Genomic DNA, 23096 nt, shown 5'->3' on the forward strand with positions numbered 1-23096 from the left:
TTGTATGCGAATCATATGTAAACTTATGACCGCAGCTGCCGCAATACCATCTGATCTTTTTGTCATGAATATCACGGCGATAAAGCTTTGGATGCACTTTGCCGCACACAGGGCATACATCCGGTTTGCTGGAGCTCAGATTCTCATTTACCCGGACCATCTCCTCAATCGTCTTACGGATTGTGTCTTTCTGATTATCAGTCAGTTTAGAAAATTCTTTCAGTACTGCACTCTGTCTCATGTTTGATTACCATCCTTTACACAGAGAAGGATAATCGACATCATGATTGTTGCTGTGCGTGAACTGGTACAATTACTCAATGGGATGAATACAGCTATTATATTTGCAACTTTATTTTAAATGGTTAATTTTTTTGTCAATATAGTAAACAAACATTAATATGATCAATATGAGAGCGGCAGGGGCAAAATATAAAATGTCAGTATTGGTTAAACCTAGCTCCAACAAATCAGACTTAACAAAGAAATGGTTATATAGTAACTTTATTACAAAATATATTACGTTTACGATTGCGTAAACTTTAATTTTATTCTTCATATTAACTTTGGTCTACCACTTCTGTAGTAGTTCCAAGATAGTCTGTTCTATTTGAATTAGAATAAAAGCGTGTAACCCATTTTGAACCTGTAACCATTTTGGATGTAGAATTAATGAAAATTATGCAGTAAGAAATGCTTCAAGTGAAACGGTTAGTCTCTATTTGAATTTTTTCTTTTGAAATTGCAATCAGATTGATACAGCAAAAAAGTAAAGCTACGTAATATTATTAAACGATTGAATAACGGCTGTTATACTTCGTACTAGGTTTTCAGTTAGCATGATCCCAGGTGTCAGGATATAAAATATTGTTTCATGGGAACTGATGGAATTGTATTACTCATTATGATGTAAAGAGTTACATCAATGAAGTGAATCTCCATTTTTATACCGCATGATATTGTGAGCCAGCATGTGAACCTCCTTGCTATTTAGTGATTTCGCATGCTACTAGTATGAAATATTCAATTACAAAAGCATAATAATGAATATTAAACATGCTGTCAATATCTAAAATATTTATGCGAATCTAATGCGAATCTAATATTGTAAACTGTTTTTTGCTAACTCTTCTAGAAGTGTTTAAATATCTATTTACATATGGCAAAGATTCACAATGTGCTGCAATAAATTTGTAAAACTTATGCTGATTAATTCAGCTTAACTAGTTTGAATCAATTTTTTGAACTGATTTGAAAATGTATAAGTTTTCTTGTACTAACGTATCATATTGCATCAAAGCACAGTTGTAATGAGCGAAAGCATTTCTTTCTGATTCTTTGTTTGCCATTAGCAATTGTGATAAAGTGAAATCCATGGAAAACTACTATGATGAGATCATTGCCGAGATCCAAAAGGCAATTGATGACAAAAAATACGAGGAAGCAGAATACCTGCTGCAGCGGGAGCTTAAGATGCCGTACATTCCTGAGGATGCTGAGAAAAAACTGCATGCACTTGCAAAAGATCTGGCCTATGCAATGAGCGATGCAAAGCCAGTCAGTGAGGAAAGCGCAGATACATTGATCCAGCAGCTGCTATCCGATAAACCTGCTCTGGCACTTTCTGCTGCCAGTGCATTATGTTCACGCAGCCTGCGGGAATATCTACGTGAAATCCAGTCATATCTTGCCGGAAATCCTCTGCCGGAGGCAGCAGCACTGCTGATGGAAGGCATGGCAGAACAGGGGATCAATGAGGAATTCACATTGAACAAGGATGGCTGTGAATATGATTTCTGGTCCGGCGATATCATCCCCATCGCAAAGCAGCCGGCTTTTAAAAAGGCAGATGCTTTGCTGAAAGGGTGGTTTGCAAAAAATCCTGCCTATTACAACATGGCAAGAACCCTGCTCATCCACGAGCTCTATATCTTTCTGCCGCTGATGTATGAAGAGGATGAGGCATATGATGTGGCACATCTTTGCGCAAAACAAGTGTCAGAGATGATGGATGGCGGCAGTACGATTGCTGCGATTGATGCAAAGAGAAGAAGGTTATCGTAGTGTGAAAAGAATTGGCACTCTCATATTGACAGTGCTAAATGCGTGATGTACCATACTAACAGTGCCATATCCTGGCACCCAGCCTGCAATTTTGTAGCTTGACAGCGATAACTTTGCTATAATTAGCAAGCGATTTGGAAAAAGGAGTCAATATAACTATGTCAAATTGGACACTGAAAGAAAAATCAACGGGTGATCTGCAGGTCACCATCGATGGTGAGGAATGGACCAAGGCAGTCAACAAGGCCTTCGATAAGATCTGCCGCAAGGTAACGATTGATGGCTTCCGCAAGGGCCAGGCACCGAAGGCACTGCTGGAAAGAAGAGTTTCTCCGGAAGAAAGAGAATATCAGGCTGTTGAAGACAACGCCAATGAGTGGATGCGTGCCGCTCTTGAGGAGAACAACCTCAAGCCGATCTCCCAGCCGCAGCTGAAGATCGACAGTGTATCTCCTGAAAAGGCTGAGCTGACCTTCACATTTGCTGTATATCCGGAAGTTACGGTTTCCGAATACAAGGGTCTGCCTTACAACCTGAAGGATACCGAAGTCAAGGACGAGGATGTGGATGCTGAGATTGAGCGTATGCGCAAGACATATGCAGATCTGGAAACAGTCGATGGTGCTGCTGAAAAGGGCGACACTGTGAATATTGACTATGAAGGTTTCAAGGATGGCGAGCCGTTTGAAGGCGGCAAGGCCGAGGGCTATAACCTGGAGCTGGGTTCCGGTTCCTTTATCCCGGGCTTTGAGGATCAGCTGATCGGCGTGAAGGCAGGCGAAGAGAAAGAACTTCACCTGACATTCCCGAAGGACTACACAGCCGAGGATCTGGCTGGCAAGGATGTTGTCTTCAAGGTCAAGGTTAATGAAGTCAAGCGCAAGGTTCTGCCTGAGCTGAATGATGACTTCGCTGCTGATGTCAACATGAAGGATGTCAAGACAGTGGATGATCTGAAGAAGGCTGTCAGAGAGCGTCTGCAGGATGCCCGTACAAGCCAGGCTGAGGATGCGGCTGAAAATGAGATGCTGGATGCGCTGCGTGACAAGGTGCAGGCAGACATTCCGGATGTCATGATTGAGGATGAAGCGCAGAACATGATTCAGCAGCTGGCCCAGCAGCTTTCTCAGTATGGTATGAGCCTGAGCAACTATCTGCAGATGATGGGCAAGCAGGCCGATGACTTCAAGAAGGAATACACAGACCGTGCTGAGAAGCAGGTCCGCATCAGACTTGGTCTTGAGAAGGTCGCTGAACTTGAGAATCTTGAGGCTACGGACGAAGAGGTTGCCAAGGAATATGAGGATCTTGCCCAGCAGTACAACATGGAAGCTGACAAGATCAAGGGCCTGATCTCTGAAGAGATGGTCAAGGAAAATCTGCGCAACCAGAAAGCATTCGACTTCCTGAAGGAGAATGCAGCCAAGGGCGAAGCTGAAAAGGCTGAGGCTGAAAGCAAGTAAGCGTAATAAGTAAAGAATAAACGGATAAGACGCTCAGCAGAAGCGTCTTATTTGTTAAAAGGAGTGGCTGCAGGTAAGATAGTGCAGCCAGGAGGTGAGCTTGAATGAGTGAAGCAAACAGCAATGTACATATCACCCTGCCAGTCGTGGCAACCCGCGGGATCATTGTCTTCCCGGGCCAGGATGTCATGATTGAAGTAGGCCGGCCAAAATCTGTCAATGCCGTCAATGAGGCAGGGCAGAGCTATGACAGCATGGTATGGATTGTTTGCCAGAGTGATATTATGGCTGATGAGGCATCGGCTGATAATATTTATAAGATGGGCACCATCGCCAAGATCAAGATTGTCCGCCGCAAGGAAGGTTTCCTGCGGGTGACCTTTACCGGTATGAAGCGGGCAAAGCTTGTCCGTCTTGACAATGGCAGCCATATGATGATGGCCGAAGTAGAGCCAGTGGAAGATGTGGAAGGCGACCATATGGAAGAAATGGCGCTGGTCAAACGTATCATCAGTGCCTTTGAAAAGATGTCCAACGTTTCCAGTGCCTTCCCCCAGGATATCCTGAGCCAGCTGAGCTCCGGTGTTTCAGCCATTACCCTGACCGATCAGTTTGCCCAGTATTTCATGCTGGACCAGGCAACCAGACAGAAACTGCTGGAAACGGTCAATGTCAATGAACGTCTGTACATCATCATTGAAGAGCTGGAAAAGCAGCAGCAGTACAACCGTCTGGAAGCGACGATCAATGACAAGGTTAAGGAAAGAATTGATGAAGGGCAGAAAGAGTACTTCCTGCGAGAAAAGCTGAAGGCCATCCGCGAAGAGCTGGGCGATGTATCCAGCATGAGCGATGATACTGACCAGCTGCGTGAAAAGATTGAGAAGAATCCGTATCCGCAGCATGTCAAGGACAAGGCCATGGAAGAGCTCAAGCGCTATGAGATGCTGCCGGCAGGCAGCGGGGAAGCCTCCGTTGAAAGAAACTACCTCGACTGGCTGCTGAATGTGCCGTGGTACCAGGAAACCAAGGATTCTGATGATCTGAAAGCAGTGCGCAAAGTGCTGGATGAGGATCACTATGGCCTGGAAAAGGTCAAGGATAGAATCATGGAATACCTGGCAGTCAAGGAAATGACCGGCAATCTGAACAGCCCGATTCTGTGCCTGGTAGGTCCTCCGGGTGTTGGTAAGACATCTCTGGCAAAGTCCATTGCCAGAGCGCTGGACCGCAAGTTTGTCAAGATGTCCCTTGGCGGTGTACGCGATGAGGCTGAGATCAGAGGCCACAGACGCACTTACCTCGGTGCACTGCCTGGCCGTGTCATCCAGGGCATGAAGAGAGCCGGTGTCATCAATCCTGTCTTCCTGATCGATGAAATCGATAAGATGGGTGCTGACTACAAGGGAGATCCTTCCGATGCGCTGCTCGAAGTGCTTGATCCGGAACAGAATGCTGTGTTCAGCGATCACTATCTGGAAGAACCATATGATCTTTCCAAGGTCATGTTCATTGCCACCGCCAACTATCTGGAAAACATTCCGGCACCGCTGGCTGACCGTCTGGAAATCATCGAACTGCCTTCCTATACAGAAATTGACAAGCAGCACATTGCCCACCAGTATCTGATTCCAAAGCAGCTCAAGGCCAATGGCCTCAAGCCGGAACAGTTCCATCTGAAGGACAATGAAGTGCTGTATCTGATCCGCCACTATACACGGGAAGCCGGTGTCAGACAGCTCGAGAGAGTGATTGCATCCCTGTGCCGTAAGACGGTTCTTGCCATTCTCAACGATGGCAAAAAGAGTGTCACCATTACCAAGAAACTTATCAACAAGTGGCTTGGCAAGGAAATCTTTGAATACGGTGCCAAGGAAAAGAAGGATCAGGTCGGTGTTGTCACGGGCCTTGCCTATACATCCTTCGGCGGTGATGTGCTGTCCATTGAGGTAAATACGTTTGAAGGCAAGGGCAGGCTGGTATTAACCGGCAAGCTTGGCGATGTCATGAAGGAATCTGCCGAGATTGCCCTGGACTATGTCAAAGCCCATGCCAAAGAGTTCAACATTGATCCTGCTTTCTTTGAAAAGCATGATATCCATATCCATGTACCGGAAGGTGCTGTGCCAAAGGATGGACCAAGTGCCGGTGTCACTTTGACCACTGCCCTTGTCTCGGCATTGAGCAACACGCCTGTCCATGCCGATCTTGCCATGACAGGTGAGGTGACCCTGCGCGGCAATGTTCTGCCGATCGGCGGACTGCGTGAAAAGAGCCTGGCTGCCCACAGAGTCGGCATCTCCAAGATCCTGATACCGAAGAACAATGTCAGAGATCTGGATGATGTTCCTAAGGCAGTGCGTGACAGCGTGGAATTTGTACCGGTCGAGAATATGTCACAGGTGCTCAAGGAAGCCCTGGTCAAGTAATGCAGTACCATGAAGCAGAGTTTCTGCTTTCGGGAGCACAGCAGAGCCAGTGGCCTGCTTCTGATCTGCCGGAAGCCGTCTTTGCCGGCCGTTCCAATGCCGGCAAAAGCAGCCTGATCAATGCCCTGGTCAACCGGAAGAATCTTGCCTATGCAGGCAGTACGCCGGGTAAGACAAGACTGCTGAACTTCTATCTGATTGATCAAAAGATGATCTTCACAGATGCCCCGGGCTATGGTTATGCCAGAGACAACCGTTCCAGTGCTGAGACCTTTGCAAAGCTGATGGATCCCTACTTTCGTTACCGCCCAAACCTCAAGGCAATGGTGCTGGTGGTGGATGGCCGGCGCAAACCAAACCAGGATGATATCCTGATGTGTGAGTATGGCCGCCACAGCCATCTGGCCATCATCGTGGCCATGACCAAAACAGATAAGCTTTCCCGTTCTGCCATGCTGACAAACAAAAGAGTCATTGCCAGTGATCTAAGCATCAGTGAAAGCCAGATCTTCCCGGTTGATTCCTTGAAGAAGCAGGGGACAGAAGAACTGTTTGGCCGCATTGAACAGGTACTGCTGCCAAAAGCACAATAACATCATGAAACTAGCTGCCGGAATGATCCCGGCAGCTTTTTCTGTATCCGCTGAGAAGGGATGGGAAGGCAATTGCCCTTTTGTCATGGGTATGCCTGTGATAAAATCAACTGGTACCGGAGGATTTTCGATGAAAGTATTGATAGCTGCCGGAGGAACCGGCGGTCATATATATCCAGCCCTTGCTCTGGCTGAAATCTTAAAGAGGAAAGAGCCCGACTGTCAGATTGTCTTCTGGGGATCCAGCAACCGCATGGAAAGCAGGCTGATCCCCGAAAAGGGCTATCCATTCTATGGCGCAAAAATGTCGGGCATGAACAGCGGGATTTCTGCAAAGGTGAAATCAGCTGTTTCTCTGCTGAAAGCAAAGAAGCTTGCCCGTACGGTAATCAGAAAAGAAAAGCCGGATATTGTTGTGGCGTTTGGCAATTATATCAGTGTACCGGTTGTAGAAGCAGCCAGTGCCTGCCATATTCCGGTCATGCTGCATGAACAGAATTCCTTCATGGGCAAAGCCAACCGTTTCCTTGCGAAAAAAGCAGATGCCATTGCCATCTGCTATGATGCCAACCGTGAGCAGATGCCATCCTGTGCAGACAAAATGCGGCTGACCGGCAATCCGGAGGCACAGCTTGCCGCCGGCACCATCTGTACAAAAGAAGACCTGATCCAGACTGGTTTGAATCCGGATATTCCTTTTGTCGTCTTTATGATGGGATCGCTTGGCTCTGAATCTGTATCAAAGGTGATTGATGAAGCCTGCGGAAAGCTTGATGACAGCTATCAGGTATTGATTGCGGCTGGCAAAGCCAATGACTATGTCTATCAGACAAAATCGGATGCACATATTCACATTGTGCCGTACATCGATGGCAAAAAGATGCTGAAGGCATGCCGCCTTGCCGTGGTGCGGGCAGGGGCAACAACGATGGCAGAACTCAGTGCCATCGGTACACCTGCCATTCTGATTCCAAGCCCCAATGTTCCCAACAATCATCAGGTCTTTAATGCGATGGAACTGGTGAAAAAGGATGCGGCTGTCATGCTGGAGGAAAAGGATCTGAGTGCAGAGCGGCTTGCGGACATGGTCAATGATCTGATGAAGGATGATGACCGTCTGCATGCAATGGCACAGAATGCTCTTGCCACCGGCCGCCGTGATGCCGCCGATCAGATGATTGCCTGGATGAAGGAGTTGGTACATTGATGGATAAGCTGGAAGAAACATTGAAAGAACTGGCCGAGGTGGAGTGCGGCAGATCACTGCGTGAACTGACGACACTGCGCATTGGCGGCCATGCCCGCTTTGTTGTCTATCCGCATAACATTGTGTCCCTGGATGGGGTCATGCGGGTACTGGAACGCAGCGGCGTGCATTATAAAATGATTGGTAAGGGAAGCGATCTGCTGTGCAGCGACCGTGACTATGATGGCGCGATCATCAAGCTCGACCGTTTCTTTGATGATACATACTATGATGGAAATGTAATGACAGCACAGGCTGGCTGTTCGATTATCGCCTGCTCTGTAGAAGCGATGAAGCGCGGCCTGTCCGGACTTGAATTTGCCTCCGGCATCCCTGGTACGGTCGGCGGCACGATCTTCATGAATGCCGGTGCCTACCGTTCTTCCATCTCTGATATCCTGCAGGAAGTGCTGGTGATGCGGGATGGACGCTTTGAATGGCTCAGTGCGGATGAATGCAGCTTCAGCTATCGTACATCCATTTTCCAGAAACATCCTGACTGGATCATTCTGGCTGCCCGGTTTGCTCTGACACCGCGCGACAAGGATGAAATTGCGGCGCTGATGGATAACCGGCGCACCCGCAGAGTACAGTCGCAGCCGTTGAACAAGCCGAGCTGCGGATCTGTCTTCCGCAATCCTGAAAACGGCAATGCCTGGGCATTGATTGATGGGATCGGCTACCGCGGCCATGTCTGCGGCGGGGCACAGGTATCTCCGAAACACTGCAACTTTATTGTGAACAACGGCAATGCTTCGGCCTGTGACTACCTGCAGCTTGTGACGGAAATCCAGCAGAAGGTCAAGGAAAAATACGGCATTGACCTGCAGACAGAAGTGGAGAAATTTAACTGGGAATGAGCGAGAATCTTGGTGATAAGGATCTTGAATCACTTGGCTATGAACATGTGCAGCGGATACTGAACCACCAGCGCATCAAGCAGGATACCCAGCGTTTCCGCAAAGACCAGCCCCGGCTGCTGCGTGCTGCCATCGTCTGTGCCTTTGTGATCATTCTTGCTGTGTATGCCTTACTGCCGGCATCAAAGATTGCTGCTATTCAGGTAACAGGCAATTCTGTACTGCCAGCCAGCTATATTGAAGAGCTTGGCGGCCTCAGTACAAAGAAACTGTTCTATACAAGTTTCCCGTCATTGATCAGCTACAAGGTCAGACAGAATCCGATTGTCAGTGACTGTAAAGTTTCTCTGCTTTCCGGCAACGTTGTCAAAGTGGCAGTTACGGAGAAGAAAGTGCTGGGCTACCGTTATACCGATTCGGCCCAGGTTGTGCTGGCAGACGGCAGTACCGCGCCGCTGATGAGCCAGTATCTGGATCTGATTGCCAATGTGCCACTGATCATCGGCTTTGATGCGGATGAAGATACCCAGAAGCTTGCCAGGGCAATGCAGGATGTCAAACCGGAAATCATCAGTCAGATGGCTGAAATTGACAAGTACAGCCTGTCTTATGATGCCAGCACCGTGCGTGTGCTGATGCGCACCGGAGGCTATTTCTACGCTTCATATGACAGCTTTTATAAAGTGAATTACTACTTTGATGTCTATGCCAACATGTCAGACCGCTCCTTGTGTGTGGTTGGCACAGACTGGGGCAATATCGTCAATACGCAGGTGTGCCCGTGGAATCAGACAAGCGATGATTACTGGACGGACAGCAATGGCAATGTGATTACCAACAGTTCCGGCGATAAGGCCATCAAGCATTATTACACAGATGAAAACGGCAATGATGCTCTGGATGCCAATGGCAATAAGATTCCGATTCCAATTGATGAAAACGGCGATGAAGTCGTGGATGGGGATTTCCTTGCCCACTATGCGGCCGGGGAATACAGCACAGGTACCTATGTGCCTTCTGAAGGCAGCCAGCAGGATACAGACACGGCGGGATGAGCATTGTAAAATAGGTGCGTTATTGTTAAAATAACCCATGATTGAAGGAGAAAAACCTTTATGACTGTAGAAAAACAGACAAATTATGGCAACATCTCTGTTTCAGAAGAGGCCGTTGCCTCGCTTGCAGGCGGTGTCATTACCGAATGCTATGGTGTTGTTGGCATGGCCAGCAGACAGCTGCTGCGGGATGGCTGGGCTGAGCTGCTGAAGAATGAGAATTATGCCAGAGGCGTTGTTGTGCGCAAAACAGACTGTGGTCTGGAAATTGATTTGTATATTATTGTAAGCTTCGGTGTCAAGATCTCAGAAGCTGTCAGAGAAGCACAGAAGAAGGTCAAATATGTCCTTGAAAAGTCGCTGTCAGTGAACATTGCGGCAGTGAATGTTTTTGTGCAGGGTGTACGCGTAGTAGGCTGATGAGGGACAAACGATGAATACAGTAAACGGTAAGATATTTAAAGAAATGCTGGCCAGCGGGTGCAACAATCTCAGCAACCAGAAAAAAGAGATTGATGCACGCAACGTGTTCCCGGTACCGGATGGTGATACCGGTACGAACATGTCGCTGACATTTACCAATGGCATGGCTGAGGTGAACAAATCCGGCAGTGATTTACTTCCGGTTGTGGCAAAGTCACTGAGCAGAGGCCTGCTGATGGGAGCACGTGGAAACTCCGGTGTTATTCTGTCTCAGATTTTCCGCGGCTTCTATAAGTCCATCAAAGATAAAAATGAAGTCAGTGTTGCTGAATTCGCCGATGCGATGTGCAATGGCTCTGCGATGGCATACAAAGCTGTCATGCGGCCGGTTGAAGGCACAATCCTGACAGTGGTCAGAGAAAGCACAGACAAGGCAAAGGCTTATGTGGATGGCCACAGTGAATGCTCTCTGGAGGAATATATTGATATTCTCTGCAAGGAAGCCAAGGTATCTCTGGACCATACACCGGAACTATTGCCGGTATTGAAAGAAGCACATGTGGTTGACTCCGGCGGCTCCGGACTGGTTGTCATCTTTGATGGTTTCCGTGCCTATCTGGAAGGAGCACCGATCAAGGAACTGTCCGAAGCAGAAATTCTGGAAGAAGAGAAGAATGAGAAAGCTTCCGGCTATGCCACTGAGTTCATTCTGCAGCTGAGCGATCAGAACAAGGCATTCTTCCGCAGGGAAGATTTCCGCCGGCAGATGGAACAGATGGGCAACCATATCACTCTGATTGTGGATGACAATGTCGTCAAGGTACACATCAATACGATGACACCTGGTGCCGTTCTGTCTCTTGGTGAGCGCTATGGTGAATTCACCCGTATTCAGATTGAAAACTTCAAACAGCCGCAGTCTCCTTCCATTCTTGATGAAAAGGAAGAAGACAATACGCCGGAGAAGGAATACGGCATCATTGCCGTAGCAGCAGGAGAAGGTCTTGCCAAGCTGTTCAAGGAATACCGCACAGATGTGGTTGTGTCCGGCGGTCAGACCATGAATCCAAGTACAGAAGATTTCTGTGCTGCTATTGCCAGAATTCATGCAAAGCATATCTTTGTTCTGCCGAATAACTCCAATATCATCATGGCGGCCAGACAAGCAGCCGATGTGACATCCGACAAGGATATCATTGTCCTGGAGACAAAGAGCGTGCCGCAGGGACTCAGTGCCTGCATCAGCTTCAATCCGGATGAGACTGTAGATGCCAACCGGCAGGCGATGGAAGATGCCATTGCCAATGTCAAGACCGGCCAGGTTACCTATGCAATTAAGGATACAACGATGAATGGGCAGACCATCCATGCCGGTGATTACATGGGCATCTTTGACAAAGAGATCAAAGTGACAGTCAAGAATAAAGTCACGGCTGCCCAGCAGCTGGTTGATCAGCTGTGCGATGAGGACAGTGAAATTGTGACATTGATCAAGGGCCAGGATGCTACAGAGCAGGAATGCAAGGAAGTTGCGGATTACATCAGCGGCCACTATGACGTGGATGTTGATGTGGAAGACGGCGGCCAGCCGGTATACTGCTTCATCATCGGTGTTGAGTAAAAATTTCATATTGTGGATGAATGTAACAGGTTTCATGCAGAAGATGCAGGACCTGTTTTTTTCTGCTAGAATGAAACACAGAGAGGGAATATATGACCTGTCCATATTGCGGCAAACCCGTTGATGATCATGATACTTTCTGCACATGGTGTGGACATCGTCTGCCTGTGGTACAGAAGAAATCCAGACAGTATGGCATCCTTGCCATTGTGGCAGTGCTGCTTGTTACGGCTTTGTTTTTCTATTTCAGCACGAGCGGGCCGATGCCCAAAGGAACCTGGCTTTTATATGATGGCAAAGGCAATATCCTGGCTGAGCTGACCCTGACATCTGCCGGCAGCTATCAGTTGCAGGATCATCAGGATTACAGCAGCTATGCCAGCGGCACCGTTCCCCAAATCATTTTTTCCCATGACTATAAAGTCACCAGTGACGGACTGCAGTGGCCTGATACGTCCAGCGGTAAAGTTTATCGGACACAGGATGCGCATACCTACCGTCTGAAGAATCTGTTTGGCGGTCTGTTTACAAAGACAGAAGATGGAACGGTATTTGTGGCCGGAGATGAAATATACCTGTATGAAGGGGAAGGCAGCAGTGAAAAGATCTACAGGTTGGTGAAGCCATCATGAAACAGATGAAAGTATGTCCACACTGCCATCAGCCAGTATCTGGATCCAGCCGCTACTGCATGCATTGCGGTGCTGACTTATCGGCAGAAACCAAGACAGAACGAAAAAAGCAGATGCCGGCATGGACTGCGATTGTGATTGCCGGGGCATTGATGCTGGTGATTGGCTTTGCAGTATCCCTGATGCCAAAGAAAGCCTCCATATCCGGTACTTTTACAGATACAGATGCACAGGTGACATTGATCCTCAATGCAGATCACACACTGTCTTATACAGCAGGCAGTGATACCTATTCCGGCACCTGGTCAAAAGAAACAGAAGAAGATGTGTGGCAGTGTGATGCAGAAGATGGCAGCGGCAGTACGGTGCATCTGACTTTTGCCATGGCAGATAACCGCATGATCTTATTTGCAAGTAATGATTCCTGGACAGCACAGCGTTATGTGCTGATGAAAAGTTCATAGAAAGAAAGGACATGCATTGTATGAGTTTTCCAAAGAATTTTCTGTGGGGCGGCGCAGTCGCTGCCAATCAGCTGGAAGGTGCCTGGCTGAGTGATGGCAAGAAGCCTGACATCACTGATGTCATGGTTGGTATTTCCAGCCATGATCCCGGTCTGAAGTGGAACGAAGAAACAGGCAAGTGGGAAATGTGCCTTGATCCTAAAAAAGTCTATCTGTCCCATGAAGGCATTGATTTCTATCACCGCTATCATGAAGATCTGAAACTAATGGCAGATATGGGCTTCAAATGTTTCCGTACATCCATTGCCTGGAGCAGAATTTTCCCCAATGGCGATGAAGAAACACCCAATCAGGCCGGCATTGATTTCTACAAAGATCTGATTGATACAATCAGAGGCTATGGCATGGAACCGGTCATTACCATGAGCCATTATGAAACACCGCTGTACCTGTTAACAGAATACGGCGGCTGGTCCAATGAAAAGCTGATCGGCTTCTGGCATAACTACGCGAAAACGCTGTTTACTGCTTTCAAGGGCAAAGTGAAGTACTGGCTGACATTCAATGAAGTCAATGCACTGCTGCGCAATCCGCTGGTTGCCGGCGGCATTCTTGATCTGCATCCGAAAGATAAAAATGATCCCTGTGGTTCCATTACCGAGCAGGACAAGTGGGATGCCTATTACAACATCCTGGTTGCCAATGCCGATACAGTAAAACTGGCCCATGAAATTGATCCAGACTGCCAGGTCGGCTGCATGCTGACATGCTCGGGCACTGCCGTCTATCCGTATGACTGCAGACCGGAAAACGTCTTTGGTGCTTACCAGACACAGCAGATGGGTGTCTTCTACTTTGGCGATCCATTCTGCCTTGGCATCATCCCGGGCTATGTCAAACGCATCTGGCGTGAAAAGCATCTGACACCGAAGAACCTGAGTGCAGAAGGGGAAAAGCTCATCCATGACTATCCGGTTGATTTCTTCTCCTTCAGCTATTACCGTTCTTCTACCTATGATGTTGGCGCAAAGAATGGTCTGGATACCGGCGGCATCACCGGCAGAACCAATCCGTATCTGAAGGAATGCTCACCAAAGCCATGGTCATGGCCGGTTGATCCGCTGGGTCTTCGCTATACGATGAATGTTCTGTATGACCGCTATCATCTGCCGCTGTTTATCGTTGAAAACGGCATCGGCCTGGATGAGCAGCTCAATGCAGACAAGACCGTGGATGATCCTTTCCGTGTGCATTATCTGAAAGAACATGTCGTACAGGTCAATGAAGCCATTGAAGATGGCGTTGACTGCATGGGCTATCTCTGGTGGGGCCCGATTGATCTTGTCTCAGCCGGCACCGGTGAGATGAAGAAGCGCTACGGTTTTGTCTATGTTGACCGCAACAATGACGGCACCGGCACATTGGCCCGATATAAGAAGAAATCTTTTGATGCTTATAAGGAAATCATCGAAAGCAATGGTGAAAGTGTATTGAAGGAGGAAAAACAGTAATGAAACAGCTTGGTATTTCCGTATTTCCGGAACATACAACAAATGAAGGGACGTATGCCTATATCCGCAAGGCAGGTAAGCTTGGCTTCAAACGTGTATTTACATGTTTTCTGAGCGTTAAGGAAAACAAGGATGAAGTGGTTGCCAATTTCTCAAAGCTTTGTGCTGTGGCACATGAGGCAGGCATGATCATTTCTGCTGATACAAACCCAGAAGTGTTCAAGCGGCTTGGCGCAACTCCGTATGATCTGTCTGTGTTCCATCAGATTGGACTTGATATCATCCGTCTTGACGGACACTTTGGTGAAGTGGAGGATATTGCCATCACGCATAATCCCTATGGCATCAAAATTGAATACAACGCATCCGGTACCGTCGATATCGACAACCTGATCAAGTGCGGTGCAGACAAAGAGAACATGTGCATGTGCTCCAATTTCTTCCCGCAGCGCCATACCGGCATGGGCCTGGCCAGATATATTGAGCTGACTTCTGCCTACAACAGGACTGGTCTGCGTATTGCCAGCTTTGTTTCTTCTCAGCAGAAGAATACCTTTGGCCCGTGGCCTGTCTATGATGGTCTGCCGACTCTGGAAATGGACCGTGATCTGCCGATTGATCTGCAGGTGCGCCATCTCAATGCCATCAATCTGTGCCAGGATATCCTGGTTGGCAACTGCTATGCTTCGGATGAAGAACTCAAGGCTATGGCCGATACAGATCTGACCAAGATCAATATGCGGATCGACTGGGATGAAGGCGCCACGGATACTGAGAAGAAGATTGCTCTGTGGGATAAGCACCAGTCACGTGATGACTGCAATGATCTGATCATCCGTTCTTCCTGGCCGCGGGTTGAATTTGCCGGTCAGCCGATACCGGTCAGAAAGAGAGCTGACAAGATGGCACACAGAGGTGATGTGGTCATCGTGAATGATAACCTTGAGCACTATCGTGGTGAAATCTGGATTGTCCTGAAGGATCTTGAACTTTCCGATGAATACAATCTGGTAGGCAGAATCCCTGAACAGGAACAGATTCTGCTCGACTGGATCAAGCCGCGCTTCGCTTTTGGCTTTATTGGCTGATATCAGTAACTCAATAACACAGCATCAGGCTGCAGCACTGCATTCAGGCTGCAGCTTTTTTTGCTGGATGAGCGTAAATAACCACATCTCAAAAGCCTGCAGGCAGACCGGGACATGGCAAGAGCCATTTGACTATCAGTCTGTTCTCATTTATATTTGCTTAGGTTTCATTTCTGATGGGAATTTCTGTACTGACAGATTGAGAATATGGGGAGGGGGATCACAATATGTCTTTTACATTAAAACCGGGCTTGAAAATTGCCCTGGCAGCGGTGATCACAGCAGGGGCTGGTACTGCGGCATATGCGGTTTATGCAGTGAATGCAGATAATCAGGCAGTTATCGTACCGGATTTCAGCGGCAAGGCACAGCGTATTGTTGAAATCTGGGCAAAGAAAAATAATCTAACAGATCAGATTAAATTCCAGGAAGAATACAGCGATGATGTCCTGACGGATTGTGTCATCAGCCAGTCGTCAAGAAAGCTGTCTTCCAATGGTACACTGACCTTTACACTTTCACAGGGACCAGACCCCGATCTTGAAGTACAGCTGCCTGATTTCTCAGGCAAGAAGAAGGATGAGATCGAAGCCTGGTTTGCAGATAATGACTTCTCTAAGGTTACATATTCCTACACTGACAGCAAAGACCTCGCAGATGATGTGTTTGTCAGTATGGATCCTGCTGCAGGAACAAAGACGAAACGCTCTGCAGCTGTTACCGTAACACTGGCAAAACATGCAGAAAGCACGGCTTCACCTCAGACAAATACCGAAGACAGCAATTCACAGGGAGCAGATACCACCCAGTCCAATACAAACAGCAGTTATTCAAATCGTTCAAGGTCTGGCACCGGCGGCAATTACTATTACCGTTCTGATACAACGAATACGGAAAATGACAATGGACAGAGTCCAACTGATGATTCTGATACTGGTGATAATGGCAATGAGAATAACAATACACCTGCTGAACCAGTTACGCCAACCGCTGAGCCAACCTCAGCACCTGTACTGCCAACAGCCCAGCCATCATCATTGCCTGAACCAACAGTTGATCCACAGGCGCAGATATCAGAAGTGCAGTAACAAGAGAATCGCAGATTCACAAAGTAATAAATGATTCAGGACAGGTTATCGTGAAATACATGACTTGTCCTTTTCTTTCTGCAGACGTGAAGCTGCTATGGCTGCTCCCAAAAGGTCTCTGAAAAGCATGAAAAAAGCCGCTCTGCAAGCGGCTTTTTCGTGATTCTGGTGAACTTACCTGTTATAGTATTCAACGATCAGGGACTCGTTGACTTCCTGGTTCAGTTCAGAACGCTCAGGAACTCTGACGAATGTTCCCTTCAGGTTGTCCTTGTCGACTTCAACAAATGCAGGCTTTGCAATGTTGGATTCGAGGGACTCGCTGATGCACTTCATATTCTTGGCGTTGTCACGAACGGAGACAACATCACCAGGGAATACCTGTGCAGAAGGGATATCTACCTTCTTGCCATTGACGGCGATATGGCCGTGGCTGACAAGCTGTCTGGCAGCCTTTCTTGTTCTGGCAAAGCCCATACGGTAGACAACATTGTCCAGTCTGCTCTCGAGCAGGACAAGGAAGTTGACACCAGCCATGCCATCCATACGGGATGCCTTTTCAAACAGGTTAACGAACTGACGCTCGTTCAGACCATACATGTTGCGGACTCTCTGCTTCTCACGCAGCTGAGTACCATAGTTGCTCAGCTTGATGCGCTTTGTCGGGCCATGCTGGCCAGGTGCATAAGTTCTCTTCTTGAGTTCTTCGCCGGTTTCAAGAACGGAGAAGCTCAGACGTCTGGACTTCTTCCATACCGGACCTGTGTAACGTGCCATGTTTTTGTTTCCTCCTATAATAATGGCTGAGAAACAACAACAGGTGCAGATTATCTTCTGGCGGGTGTTGCAACAGGGCTGTTCACCGTTTGCAGCCGGCTACTGGGAGCGTATCCCAACGGGATGTTCGCAACGCCTGGACCATGACTCTGCATGCTGCTATCATTAGTCGCTGGTCTATGATATCATTACAGACTTTCACAAGTCAATGAAATCATACGGTTTCATGCCTGTTTCCGCTGATTTTTGTTGTCACAGGATGTTCTATGCCGTATGCTTGATCAATCAAATTCCTCGCCGGCGGGCTAAACCTTGTACACTCACCCGTAAAAAGTCAGAGGTTTTATGATAGAATAAATAAGCTTTGAGAAGTGATCAAAATGGGAGGAAGGCACAATGAATCAAGTTCTGAACATTTTAAGCGATATACGCGTACTTGCAGCCATAGCCGTGGTTGTTTTGATATTACTGATCTGGATGATCGTTACAAGAGTCCGTACCAAGAGCTACCAGAAGGATCTGAAGGGGTATCAGGATCGTTATGATGAGCTCAAGAATTTCCCGCTGCAGTTCAAGATGAACAAGGCGAATACAATCGGACGCATTGATGAGGAAACAACCAAGAAGGTCAAGGAAGCACAGGAAGTCTTTGACAAGTATGAAGGCAATGTCGCTGCTGCTGCCGAGCATCTTTCGGATGCAGAGGATGCCATCTCTGTCGGCAAATTAAAGAAAGCGGACGGCCTGCTGGACCAGCTCGATGAAGAACTGGCTGCTGCCAAGACCGGTGCCACAACCCTGAATGATATGCTGGATCTGATCCTTGCCAAAGAGACAACCCAGAGACAGCTGGTCACTTCTTACAAGAACCGTTTCCGTGCCCTCAAGAGTGAAGCACAGGAGCACAGCGCTGAGCTTTCCTACTGCTGGCAGTACCTGGAAGAAAAGATCAGCTCCACGGAGCAGATGTTCTCAACGTTTGAAGAATGGATGTTCTCCTCCGACTTTGAAAAAGCAAACCAGGAGCTTGTCAATATCAAGAATTCTCTGGATGAGATCCAGACCAATGTAGAACAGATGCCGGCACTTCTGACAGATGCCCGCGGCGTAATTCCCAACATGGCTGAGAATCTGCATAAGGATTATGCCCGTGAACGCAACCGCGGCGTGTATCTCAAACATATTGAGGTTGAAAACAATCTCAGCACGCTGACCGTTGCGTTGAAGGATGATCTCAAGAATCTCAAGAACGGTCATATCGATGGCGTGCGTGCTCATCTGGATGATTACAAGCAGCGGATCCAGCAGCTGGATGATGCCGTTAATAAAGAGGGCAAAGCCTTTGATGAAGTGAATGCACTTGCCCAGGATACCGAAGCACAGTTTGCTCAGGTAGAGAAGACATTCCAGTATGTGACGGATCACTATGACCATACCAATGTCCGCTTTGGCTTAGAAGGCATGGACCATGATCTGACCAAGCGCAAGGAGGAATTCCAGCGCCTGCAGGCAGAAAGGCCGCGGATCATGGAGAGTGTGAAGAATCACATGATTCCAAGCACAACTGTTCTGGTTGCATTAAAGGAGCTCAATGACGGTGTTCATGAAGTTGGAGACTCGCTTGCTAAGATGCGCACGAAGATTGAGGCGGCATCCGGTGATGAGGAGCGTGCCCGCAAGCAGCTGATCAAACTGCAGATCATCATGAACCAGATTCAGGTGAAGATCCGCAAATACAAGCTTCCCAATATCTCCCGTCAGTATGACAGCGATATGAAGAAGGCAGAAAGCTACATTGAACATCTGAAACAGATGATGGCGCAGGTGCCGCTGAATATTCAGACTGTAAACAGCGCCCTGCAGGAAGCACTGGACTTCATCTATAAGCTTTACAATGATGTCAATAATGTTGTGGGTACGGTTGTGATGGTGGAAAATACGATTGTCTTTGGCAACCGGTACCGTTCTACCTATGCCGATATTGATTCTGAACTGACCCGGGCGGAGCTGGCTTTCCGCAATGGTGAATATACGCAGGCTCTGACCATGGCAATTGCCACGATTGAAAAGATTCATCCGGGCAACTATGAACACATGATCAAGGAGAATGCAAAAGGTGCATAGAGTATATTTTGACAGTGCAAGCACAACGAATATCAATCCGGATGTTCTTTCTACCTATGAGAAGCTGCTTGCACAGGATTACTGCAACAGTGAATCTTTATATGATGAAGGCATTACCATTCATCATAAGCTTGAAAAAGCCCGGGCAGCCGCTGCCGGGCTTTTGGGCGTCAAAAGTGATGAGATCATCTTCACATCTGGTTCCTCAGAAGCCAACAGCAGTGCCATCAAGGGTGTCACACTTGCCCAGAAAGGAAAGAACCACATCGTTACTTCCTGCGTGGAGCATTCTTCCATTCTGAATGCCTGCCGGCAGATGGAACGTCTGTTTGGAACAAAGGTTGATTATCTTCCGGTTGGCCCTGATGGCAGGGTTTCTGTTGAAGATGTGAAAAAGGCAGTGGAAGAGGATACTGCCATTGTCTCCATCATGTATGTCAACAATGAATCTGGCGCCATCAATCCCATCAATGAGATTGCCGATTATGTCCGCCATCATACCCATGCCTTCATGCATGTGGATCTGACCCAGGCAGTTAGCAAGGTTGACCTTGATCTGAGCAATATTGATCTGGCTTCCATCAGTGCCCATAAGCTGGAAGGCCTGAAGGGCAGCGGTATCCTTGTCAAAAAGAGCTATGTCCCGTTTGAACCATTGATCAATGGCGGTGAGCAGGAATTCGGCATCCGCGGCGGTACTGCCAATGCGGTTGCGGATATGGTTTTTGCCAAGACACTTCGGCTGGCACTTGAAAACGGGAAACGATATCATGCATATATCAAAGACATGCATGATCAGCTTCTGATAGGCCTGAAACAGATTCCCGGCATTGAAATCAACAGTCCTGAAGATGGCGTTGTTTCAACCGTGAATTTCTCATATGAGGATATCCCCAGTGAAGTGATGCAGAATGCCCTGAATGAGAAGGGGTTTATGGTCAGTGCCCGCAGTACATGTGATTCCCGCAGTGACAATCCAAGCTATGTGCTGCTTGCCATGGGATATTCCCGCAGAAGGGCAAGCAGCTGTATCCGTGTATCTTTGTCACGGCATAATACACCGGAGGAAATCGATGCATTTCTTTCTGCATTAAAGGAGATTACGAAACAGTATGGTAAAGTATGATACCGTTTTGATTCGCTATGGCGAACTCAGTACCAAGGGCAAGAACCGAAAGGATTTCATCCGCCGGCTTGACCGCAATATCCGCTATATGCTCAGAGACTACAAGGATCTGCAGTACAAACGGACGTATGACCGCATCTATATCAAACTGCAGGATGAGGATCCTGCTGAAATTGCCGACCGTCTGAAAAAGGTATTTGGCATTTCCTCTTTCTCTTTTACAGAAAGAGTAGACAGTGATATTGATGCCATTACAGCCCGCTGTCTTCAGATAGCAAAAGAAACAGATAAGAAGACATTCAAGATGCTGACAAAGCGGCATGACAAGACATTCCCGATGGTCTCTGATGCGGTCAACCGCCACATTGCCGGTGTCATTCTGGACAATACGGATCTGAAAGTGGATGTACACAATCCTGAGCTGCTGATCCGGGTTGAAATTCATGAAAATGATACATATATCACCAGTGATAAGATTCCCGGTGCCGGCGGCTATCCTGCCGGTATCAATGGCAAAGTGCTGCTGTTATTATCCGGCGGCATTGATTCACCGGTGGCAGCCTATGAATTGATGAAGAGGGGCATTGAAGTAGAGGCGGTGCACTTTGCTTCACCGCCTTATACTAGCCAGGCTGCAAGGGATAAAGTAGCCGAACTGGCCAGACTTGTTTCTATCTATCAGGGCCGCATGAAGATCCATTATCTTAACTTCACGGATATCCAGCTTGCAATTTATAAAGCAGCCGGTGATCCATATGCTGTCACTCTGATGAGAAGAATGATGTTCCGCCTGGCTGAGATGGTCGCAAAGCAGAATAACTGCCTTGCCCTTGGCACAGGTGAAAGCGTAGGGCAGGTCGCATCCCAGACACTGGCTTCTATGGCTGTCATCAATGATGTGATCCGCATTCCGGTGCTGCGGCCGCTGGTATGCTTCGACAAGGTTGAGATCATTGATCTTGCCCGCCGCATCGGCACCTATGAAACGTCTATTCTTCCATATGAAGACTGCTGCACAATCTTTGATCCTAAGAATCCGGTAACCAATCCTACGATTCATAAATCAGAATATTATGAATCAAAGTTTGACTGGCAGCCGATGCTGGAAAAATGCGTGGCAGAAGAAGAGACTGTTACCGTAAAACCCGAAACAAAGGATGATTTCCTTTAATTACAGGAGTAAATATGGCAAAGAGTGAATTGGGCCAGCAGCTGATTGATCTGGCCAGAAACAGCAAAGACAAGAGTGATCAGGAGTTTGTGGACGCCTTGAATCCGATGATCGTCAAGGTTGAGCTGGATGAGTCCTATAAGACAGACCGCAAACTGAAGATCTTTGATCTGTTTACACGCATTTCCAACTGCGATGCAAGAGAACGTGTAAAGTATGCCAAAAAGATTGCCCGTCTGCTGAAATAACACGGATTGACATTGCTTTTGTTTATGCTAGAATATCTCCGTTATCAGCCCTCTTGATGAGGTCTGTAACCGCTCAGAACAGGGTTAAGACAATTTGTCCCCTTAATGGCGCGTCTTATGATAAGTGTCAGGAGGTGTAGAAATGTACGCAGTTATCGAAACAGGCGGAAAGCAGCTTAAGGTTGAAGCTGGCCAGTCGATCTTCGTTGAAAAGCTCAACGTTGAAGCTGGTGATGAAGTAGTATTTGACAAGGTTTGCCTTCTCAGCAATGAAGGCACCAAGATTGGTACTCCTTATGTTGAGGGTGCCAAGGTAACCTGCAAGGTTGAGAAGCAGGGCAAGGACAAGAAGGTCCGTGTATTCAAGTATAAGGCGAAGAAGGGTTCCACCCGTGCCCGTCAGGGTCATCGTCAGCCGTATACAAAGCTTACAGTTGTATCAATTGAAGGCTGATTATGATTCGTATCACCGCAGCTGAAAAAGATGGAAAGATCTGTGATCTGCGCATCACGGGCCATGCTGGTTCTGATGTCTATGGAAAAGATCTTGTCTGTGCAGCTGTGAGCGCGATTGGATTTGGCCTGCTGAATGCAGTGGATCAGCTTGTACCGGACGGTGAATGTCAGGTAACAGATAACTGTATTTCGATTCATATTTCCAGGCCGGATTCTCTGAGTGAACCGGTGATGCGTACCGGTCTCATTCAGCTGCAGACCGTTGCTGAAACGGAAAAGCAATTTGTTAAAGTAAAAATGGAGGCAAAACCATGAAGTTCACATTAGATATTCAGTTCTTCGCCAGTAAAAAAGGTGTATCTTCCACAAAGAACGGCCGTGACTCTGCTGGCAGACGTCTTGGTGCCAAGAAGGCAGACGGTGAGTTTGCCAACTGCGGTTCTATTATCTACCGTCAGAGAGGCACACGGATCATGCCGGGCAAGAATGTAAAGCGTGCCGGTGATGATACACTGTTTGCGACAGCATCTGGTATCGTCAAGTATGAGCGCCTTGGCAAGGATAAGAAACAGGTTTCTGTTTATCCGCAGGAAGCTTAAACTGAAGAATGAATCCAACGCTCCTGACTGCTGTCAGGAGCATTTTATTAATTATGAA

The 23096-nt window shown here is 47.6% G+C and carries 23 protein-coding genes; 21 read left to right on the top strand and 2 right to left on the bottom strand.

The genetic code is table 11. The features are described from left to right. A partial coding sequence (locus SOI44_RS01260) for a hypothetical protein (RefSeq protein WP_331347440.1) occupies positions 1–241 on the bottom strand: 241 nt, incomplete at its 3' end. A gap of 1133 nt (positions 242–1374) precedes the next feature. Between SOI44_RS01260 and SOI44_RS01265 the strand changes: the two genes are divergently transcribed. The 14 genes from SOI44_RS01265 (at position 1375) to SOI44_RS01330 (ending at position 16537) form a co-directional block, all read left to right on the top strand. Then, positions 1375–2064, top strand: coding sequence for a DUF3196 domain-containing protein (locus SOI44_RS01265; protein WP_331347441.1), 690 nt, complete (start codon positions 1375–1377; stop codon positions 2062–2064). Between the two features lie 158 nt (positions 2065–2222). Next, positions 2223–3527: a trigger factor gene (gene tig, locus SOI44_RS01270; RefSeq protein WP_331347442.1), complete on the top strand. Its 1305-nt coding sequence runs from the start codon at positions 2223–2225 to the stop codon at positions 3525–3527. 104 nt (positions 3528–3631) lie between these two features. Continuing rightward, entirely contained in the window at positions 3632–5956 is a 2325-nt protein-coding gene (gene lon / locus SOI44_RS01275; protein WP_331347443.1) for an endopeptidase La, read from the top strand. Further along, positions 5956–6549 (top strand): ribosome biogenesis GTP-binding protein YihA/YsxC, encoded by a 594-nt coding sequence (yihA, locus tag SOI44_RS01280; protein WP_331347444.1) that lies wholly within the window; start codon positions 5956–5958, stop codon positions 6547–6549. Before lon ends, yihA begins: the two co-directional genes overlap by 1 nt. A gap of 130 nt (positions 6550–6679) precedes the next feature. After that, a complete protein-coding gene (murG, locus tag SOI44_RS01285) occupies positions 6680–7756 on the top strand; it encodes an undecaprenyldiphospho-muramoylpentapeptide beta-N-acetylglucosaminyltransferase (RefSeq protein WP_331347445.1) in 1077 nt (358 codons plus the stop codon). After that, positions 7756–8655: a UDP-N-acetylmuramate dehydrogenase gene (murB, locus tag SOI44_RS01290; protein WP_331347446.1), complete on the top strand. Its 900-nt coding sequence runs from the start codon at positions 7756–7758 to the stop codon at positions 8653–8655. The genes murG and murB overlap by 1 nt, the downstream gene beginning before the upstream one ends. Continuing rightward, complete coding sequence (locus SOI44_RS01295; protein ID WP_331347447.1) at positions 8652–9710, top strand: cell division protein FtsQ/DivIB; 1059 nt, start codon at positions 8652–8654, stop codon at positions 9708–9710. Before murB ends, SOI44_RS01295 begins: the two co-directional genes overlap by 4 nt. Positions 9711–9770: 60 nt before the next feature. Beyond that, entirely contained in the window at positions 9771–10130 is a 360-nt protein-coding gene (locus SOI44_RS01300; protein WP_331347448.1) for an Asp23/Gls24 family envelope stress response protein, read from the top strand. 13 nt (positions 10131–10143) lie between these two features. After that, a complete protein-coding gene (locus tag SOI44_RS01305; RefSeq protein WP_331347449.1) occupies positions 10144–11754 on the top strand; it encodes a DAK2 domain-containing protein in 1611 nt (536 codons plus the stop codon). 92 nt (positions 11755–11846) lie between these two features. Beyond that, the gene (locus tag SOI44_RS01310) at positions 11847–12386 is read left to right on the top strand and encodes a zinc ribbon domain-containing protein (RefSeq protein WP_331347450.1); all 540 of its coding nucleotides are present in this window, start codon (positions 11847–11849) and stop codon (positions 12384–12386) included. After that, positions 12383–12850 (top strand): zinc ribbon domain-containing protein, encoded by a 468-nt coding sequence (locus SOI44_RS01315; protein ID WP_331347451.1) that lies wholly within the window; start codon positions 12383–12385, stop codon positions 12848–12850. The genes SOI44_RS01310 and SOI44_RS01315 overlap by 4 nt, the downstream gene beginning before the upstream one ends. A gap of 20 nt (positions 12851–12870) precedes the next feature. Further along, entirely contained in the window at positions 12871–14361 is a 1491-nt protein-coding gene (locus SOI44_RS01320) for a glycoside hydrolase family 1 protein (RefSeq protein WP_331347452.1), read from the top strand. After that, entirely contained in the window at positions 14361–15449 is a 1089-nt protein-coding gene (locus SOI44_RS01325; protein WP_331347453.1) for a DUF871 domain-containing protein, read from the top strand. The genes SOI44_RS01320 and SOI44_RS01325 overlap by 1 nt, the downstream gene beginning before the upstream one ends. A gap of 227 nt (positions 15450–15676) precedes the next feature. After that, on the top strand, positions 15677–16537 hold the full coding sequence (locus tag SOI44_RS01330) for a PASTA domain-containing protein (protein ID WP_331347454.1): 861 nt from the start codon (positions 15677–15679) through the stop codon (positions 16535–16537). Between the two features lie 174 nt (positions 16538–16711). On the opposite strand, the gene rpsD is transcribed toward SOI44_RS01330, so the two are convergent. Beyond that, entirely contained in the window at positions 16712–17314 is a 603-nt protein-coding gene (gene rpsD / locus SOI44_RS01335) for a 30S ribosomal protein S4 (protein ID WP_331347455.1), read from the bottom strand. A 396-nt stretch (positions 17315–17710) separates the two neighbouring features. Here rpsD and SOI44_RS01340 point away from each other — a divergent pair, with 396 nt between their 5' ends. The 7 genes from SOI44_RS01340 to rpmA all read left to right on the top strand — a co-directional run bounded on the left by SOI44_RS01340 (position 17711) and on the right by rpmA (position 23038). Further along, positions 17711–19438, top strand: a complete 1728-nt coding sequence (locus SOI44_RS01340; RefSeq protein WP_331347456.1) for a septation ring formation regulator EzrA — start codon at positions 17711–17713, stop codon at positions 19436–19438. After that, complete coding sequence (locus SOI44_RS01345; RefSeq protein WP_331347457.1) at positions 19422–20564, top strand: cysteine desulfurase family protein; 1143 nt, start codon at positions 19422–19424, stop codon at positions 20562–20564. The genes SOI44_RS01340 and SOI44_RS01345 overlap by 17 nt, the downstream gene beginning before the upstream one ends. Beyond that, the gene (gene thiI, locus SOI44_RS01350; RefSeq protein ID WP_331347458.1) at positions 20551–21735 is read left to right on the top strand and encodes a tRNA uracil 4-sulfurtransferase ThiI; all 1185 of its coding nucleotides are present in this window, start codon (positions 20551–20553) and stop codon (positions 21733–21735) included. Before SOI44_RS01345 ends, thiI begins: the two co-directional genes overlap by 14 nt. A 14-nt stretch (positions 21736–21749) precedes the next feature. Further along, positions 21750–21983, top strand: a complete 234-nt coding sequence (locus tag SOI44_RS01355; RefSeq protein ID WP_331347459.1) for a hypothetical protein — start codon at positions 21750–21752, stop codon at positions 21981–21983. A gap of 142 nt (positions 21984–22125) precedes the next feature. Further along, positions 22126–22437 (top strand): 50S ribosomal protein L21, encoded by a 312-nt coding sequence (gene rplU / locus SOI44_RS01360; protein WP_331347460.1) that lies wholly within the window; start codon positions 22126–22128, stop codon positions 22435–22437. Between the two features lie 2 nt (positions 22438–22439). After that, a complete protein-coding gene (locus SOI44_RS01365) occupies positions 22440–22754 on the top strand; it encodes a ribosomal-processing cysteine protease Prp (RefSeq protein ID WP_331347461.1) in 315 nt (104 codons plus the stop codon). Next, on the top strand, positions 22751–23038 hold the full coding sequence (gene rpmA, locus SOI44_RS01370; RefSeq protein ID WP_277007067.1) for a 50S ribosomal protein L27: 288 nt from the start codon (positions 22751–22753) through the stop codon (positions 23036–23038). Before SOI44_RS01365 ends, rpmA begins: the two co-directional genes overlap by 4 nt. Positions 23039–23096: the final 58 nt, after the last annotated feature.

Origin of the sequence: Lactimicrobium sp. (genome assembly GCF_036453465.1) — a bacterium.
Taxonomy (GTDB): Bacteria; Bacillota_I; Bacilli_A; order Erysipelotrichales; family Erysipelotrichaceae; genus Bulleidia.

Coding starts and splice junctions, on each gene's coding strand:
- SOI44_RS01300 (WP_331347448.1), top strand. CDS start 9,771: ATGACTGTAGAAAAACAGACAAATTATGGCAACATCTCTGTTTCAGAA.
- SOI44_RS01310 (WP_331347450.1), top strand. CDS start 11,847: ATGACCTGTCCATATTGCGGCAAACCCGTTGATGATCATGATACTTTC.
- SOI44_RS01295 (WP_331347447.1), top strand. CDS start 8,652: ATGAGCGAGAATCTTGGTGATAAGGATCTTGAATCACTTGGCTATGAA.
- SOI44_RS01340 (WP_331347456.1), top strand. CDS start 17,711: ATGAATCAAGTTCTGAACATTTTAAGCGATATACGCGTACTTGCAGCC.
- SOI44_RS01355 (WP_331347459.1), top strand. CDS start 21,750: ATGGCAAAGAGTGAATTGGGCCAGCAGCTGATTGATCTGGCCAGAAAC.
- rplU (WP_331347460.1), top strand. CDS start 22,126: ATGTACGCAGTTATCGAAACAGGCGGAAAGCAGCTTAAGGTTGAAGCT.
- tig (WP_331347442.1), top strand. CDS start 2,223: ATGTCAAATTGGACACTGAAAGAAAAATCAACGGGTGATCTGCAGGTC.
- SOI44_RS01265 (WP_331347441.1), top strand. CDS start 1,375: ATGGAAAACTACTATGATGAGATCATTGCCGAGATCCAAAAGGCAATT.
- SOI44_RS01325 (WP_331347453.1), top strand. CDS start 14,361: ATGAAACAGCTTGGTATTTCCGTATTTCCGGAACATACAACAAATGAA.
- SOI44_RS01320 (WP_331347452.1), top strand. CDS start 12,871: ATGAGTTTTCCAAAGAATTTTCTGTGGGGCGGCGCAGTCGCTGCCAAT.
- yihA (WP_331347444.1), top strand. CDS start 5,956: ATGCAGTACCATGAAGCAGAGTTTCTGCTTTCGGGAGCACAGCAGAGC.
- lon (WP_331347443.1), top strand. CDS start 3,632: ATGAGTGAAGCAAACAGCAATGTACATATCACCCTGCCAGTCGTGGCA.
- rpsD (WP_331347455.1), bottom strand. CDS start 17,314: ATGGCACGTTACACAGGTCCGGTATGGAAGAAGTCCAGACGTCTGAGC.
- SOI44_RS01305 (WP_331347449.1), top strand. CDS start 10,144: ATGAATACAGTAAACGGTAAGATATTTAAAGAAATGCTGGCCAGCGGG.
- rpmA (WP_277007067.1), top strand. CDS start 22,751: ATGAAGTTCACATTAGATATTCAGTTCTTCGCCAGTAAAAAAGGTGTA.
- murG (WP_331347445.1), top strand. CDS start 6,680: ATGAAAGTATTGATAGCTGCCGGAGGAACCGGCGGTCATATATATCCA.
- SOI44_RS01345 (WP_331347457.1), top strand. CDS start 19,422: ATGCAAAAGGTGCATAGAGTATATTTTGACAGTGCAAGCACAACGAAT.
- SOI44_RS01330 (WP_331347454.1), top strand. CDS start 15,677: ATGTCTTTTACATTAAAACCGGGCTTGAAAATTGCCCTGGCAGCGGTG.
- SOI44_RS01315 (WP_331347451.1), top strand. CDS start 12,383: ATGAAACAGATGAAAGTATGTCCACACTGCCATCAGCCAGTATCTGGA.
- thiI (WP_331347458.1), top strand. CDS start 20,551: ATGGTAAAGTATGATACCGTTTTGATTCGCTATGGCGAACTCAGTACC.
- murB (WP_331347446.1), top strand. CDS start 7,756: ATGGATAAGCTGGAAGAAACATTGAAAGAACTGGCCGAGGTGGAGTGC.
- SOI44_RS01365 (WP_331347461.1), top strand. CDS start 22,440: ATGATTCGTATCACCGCAGCTGAAAAAGATGGAAAGATCTGTGATCTG.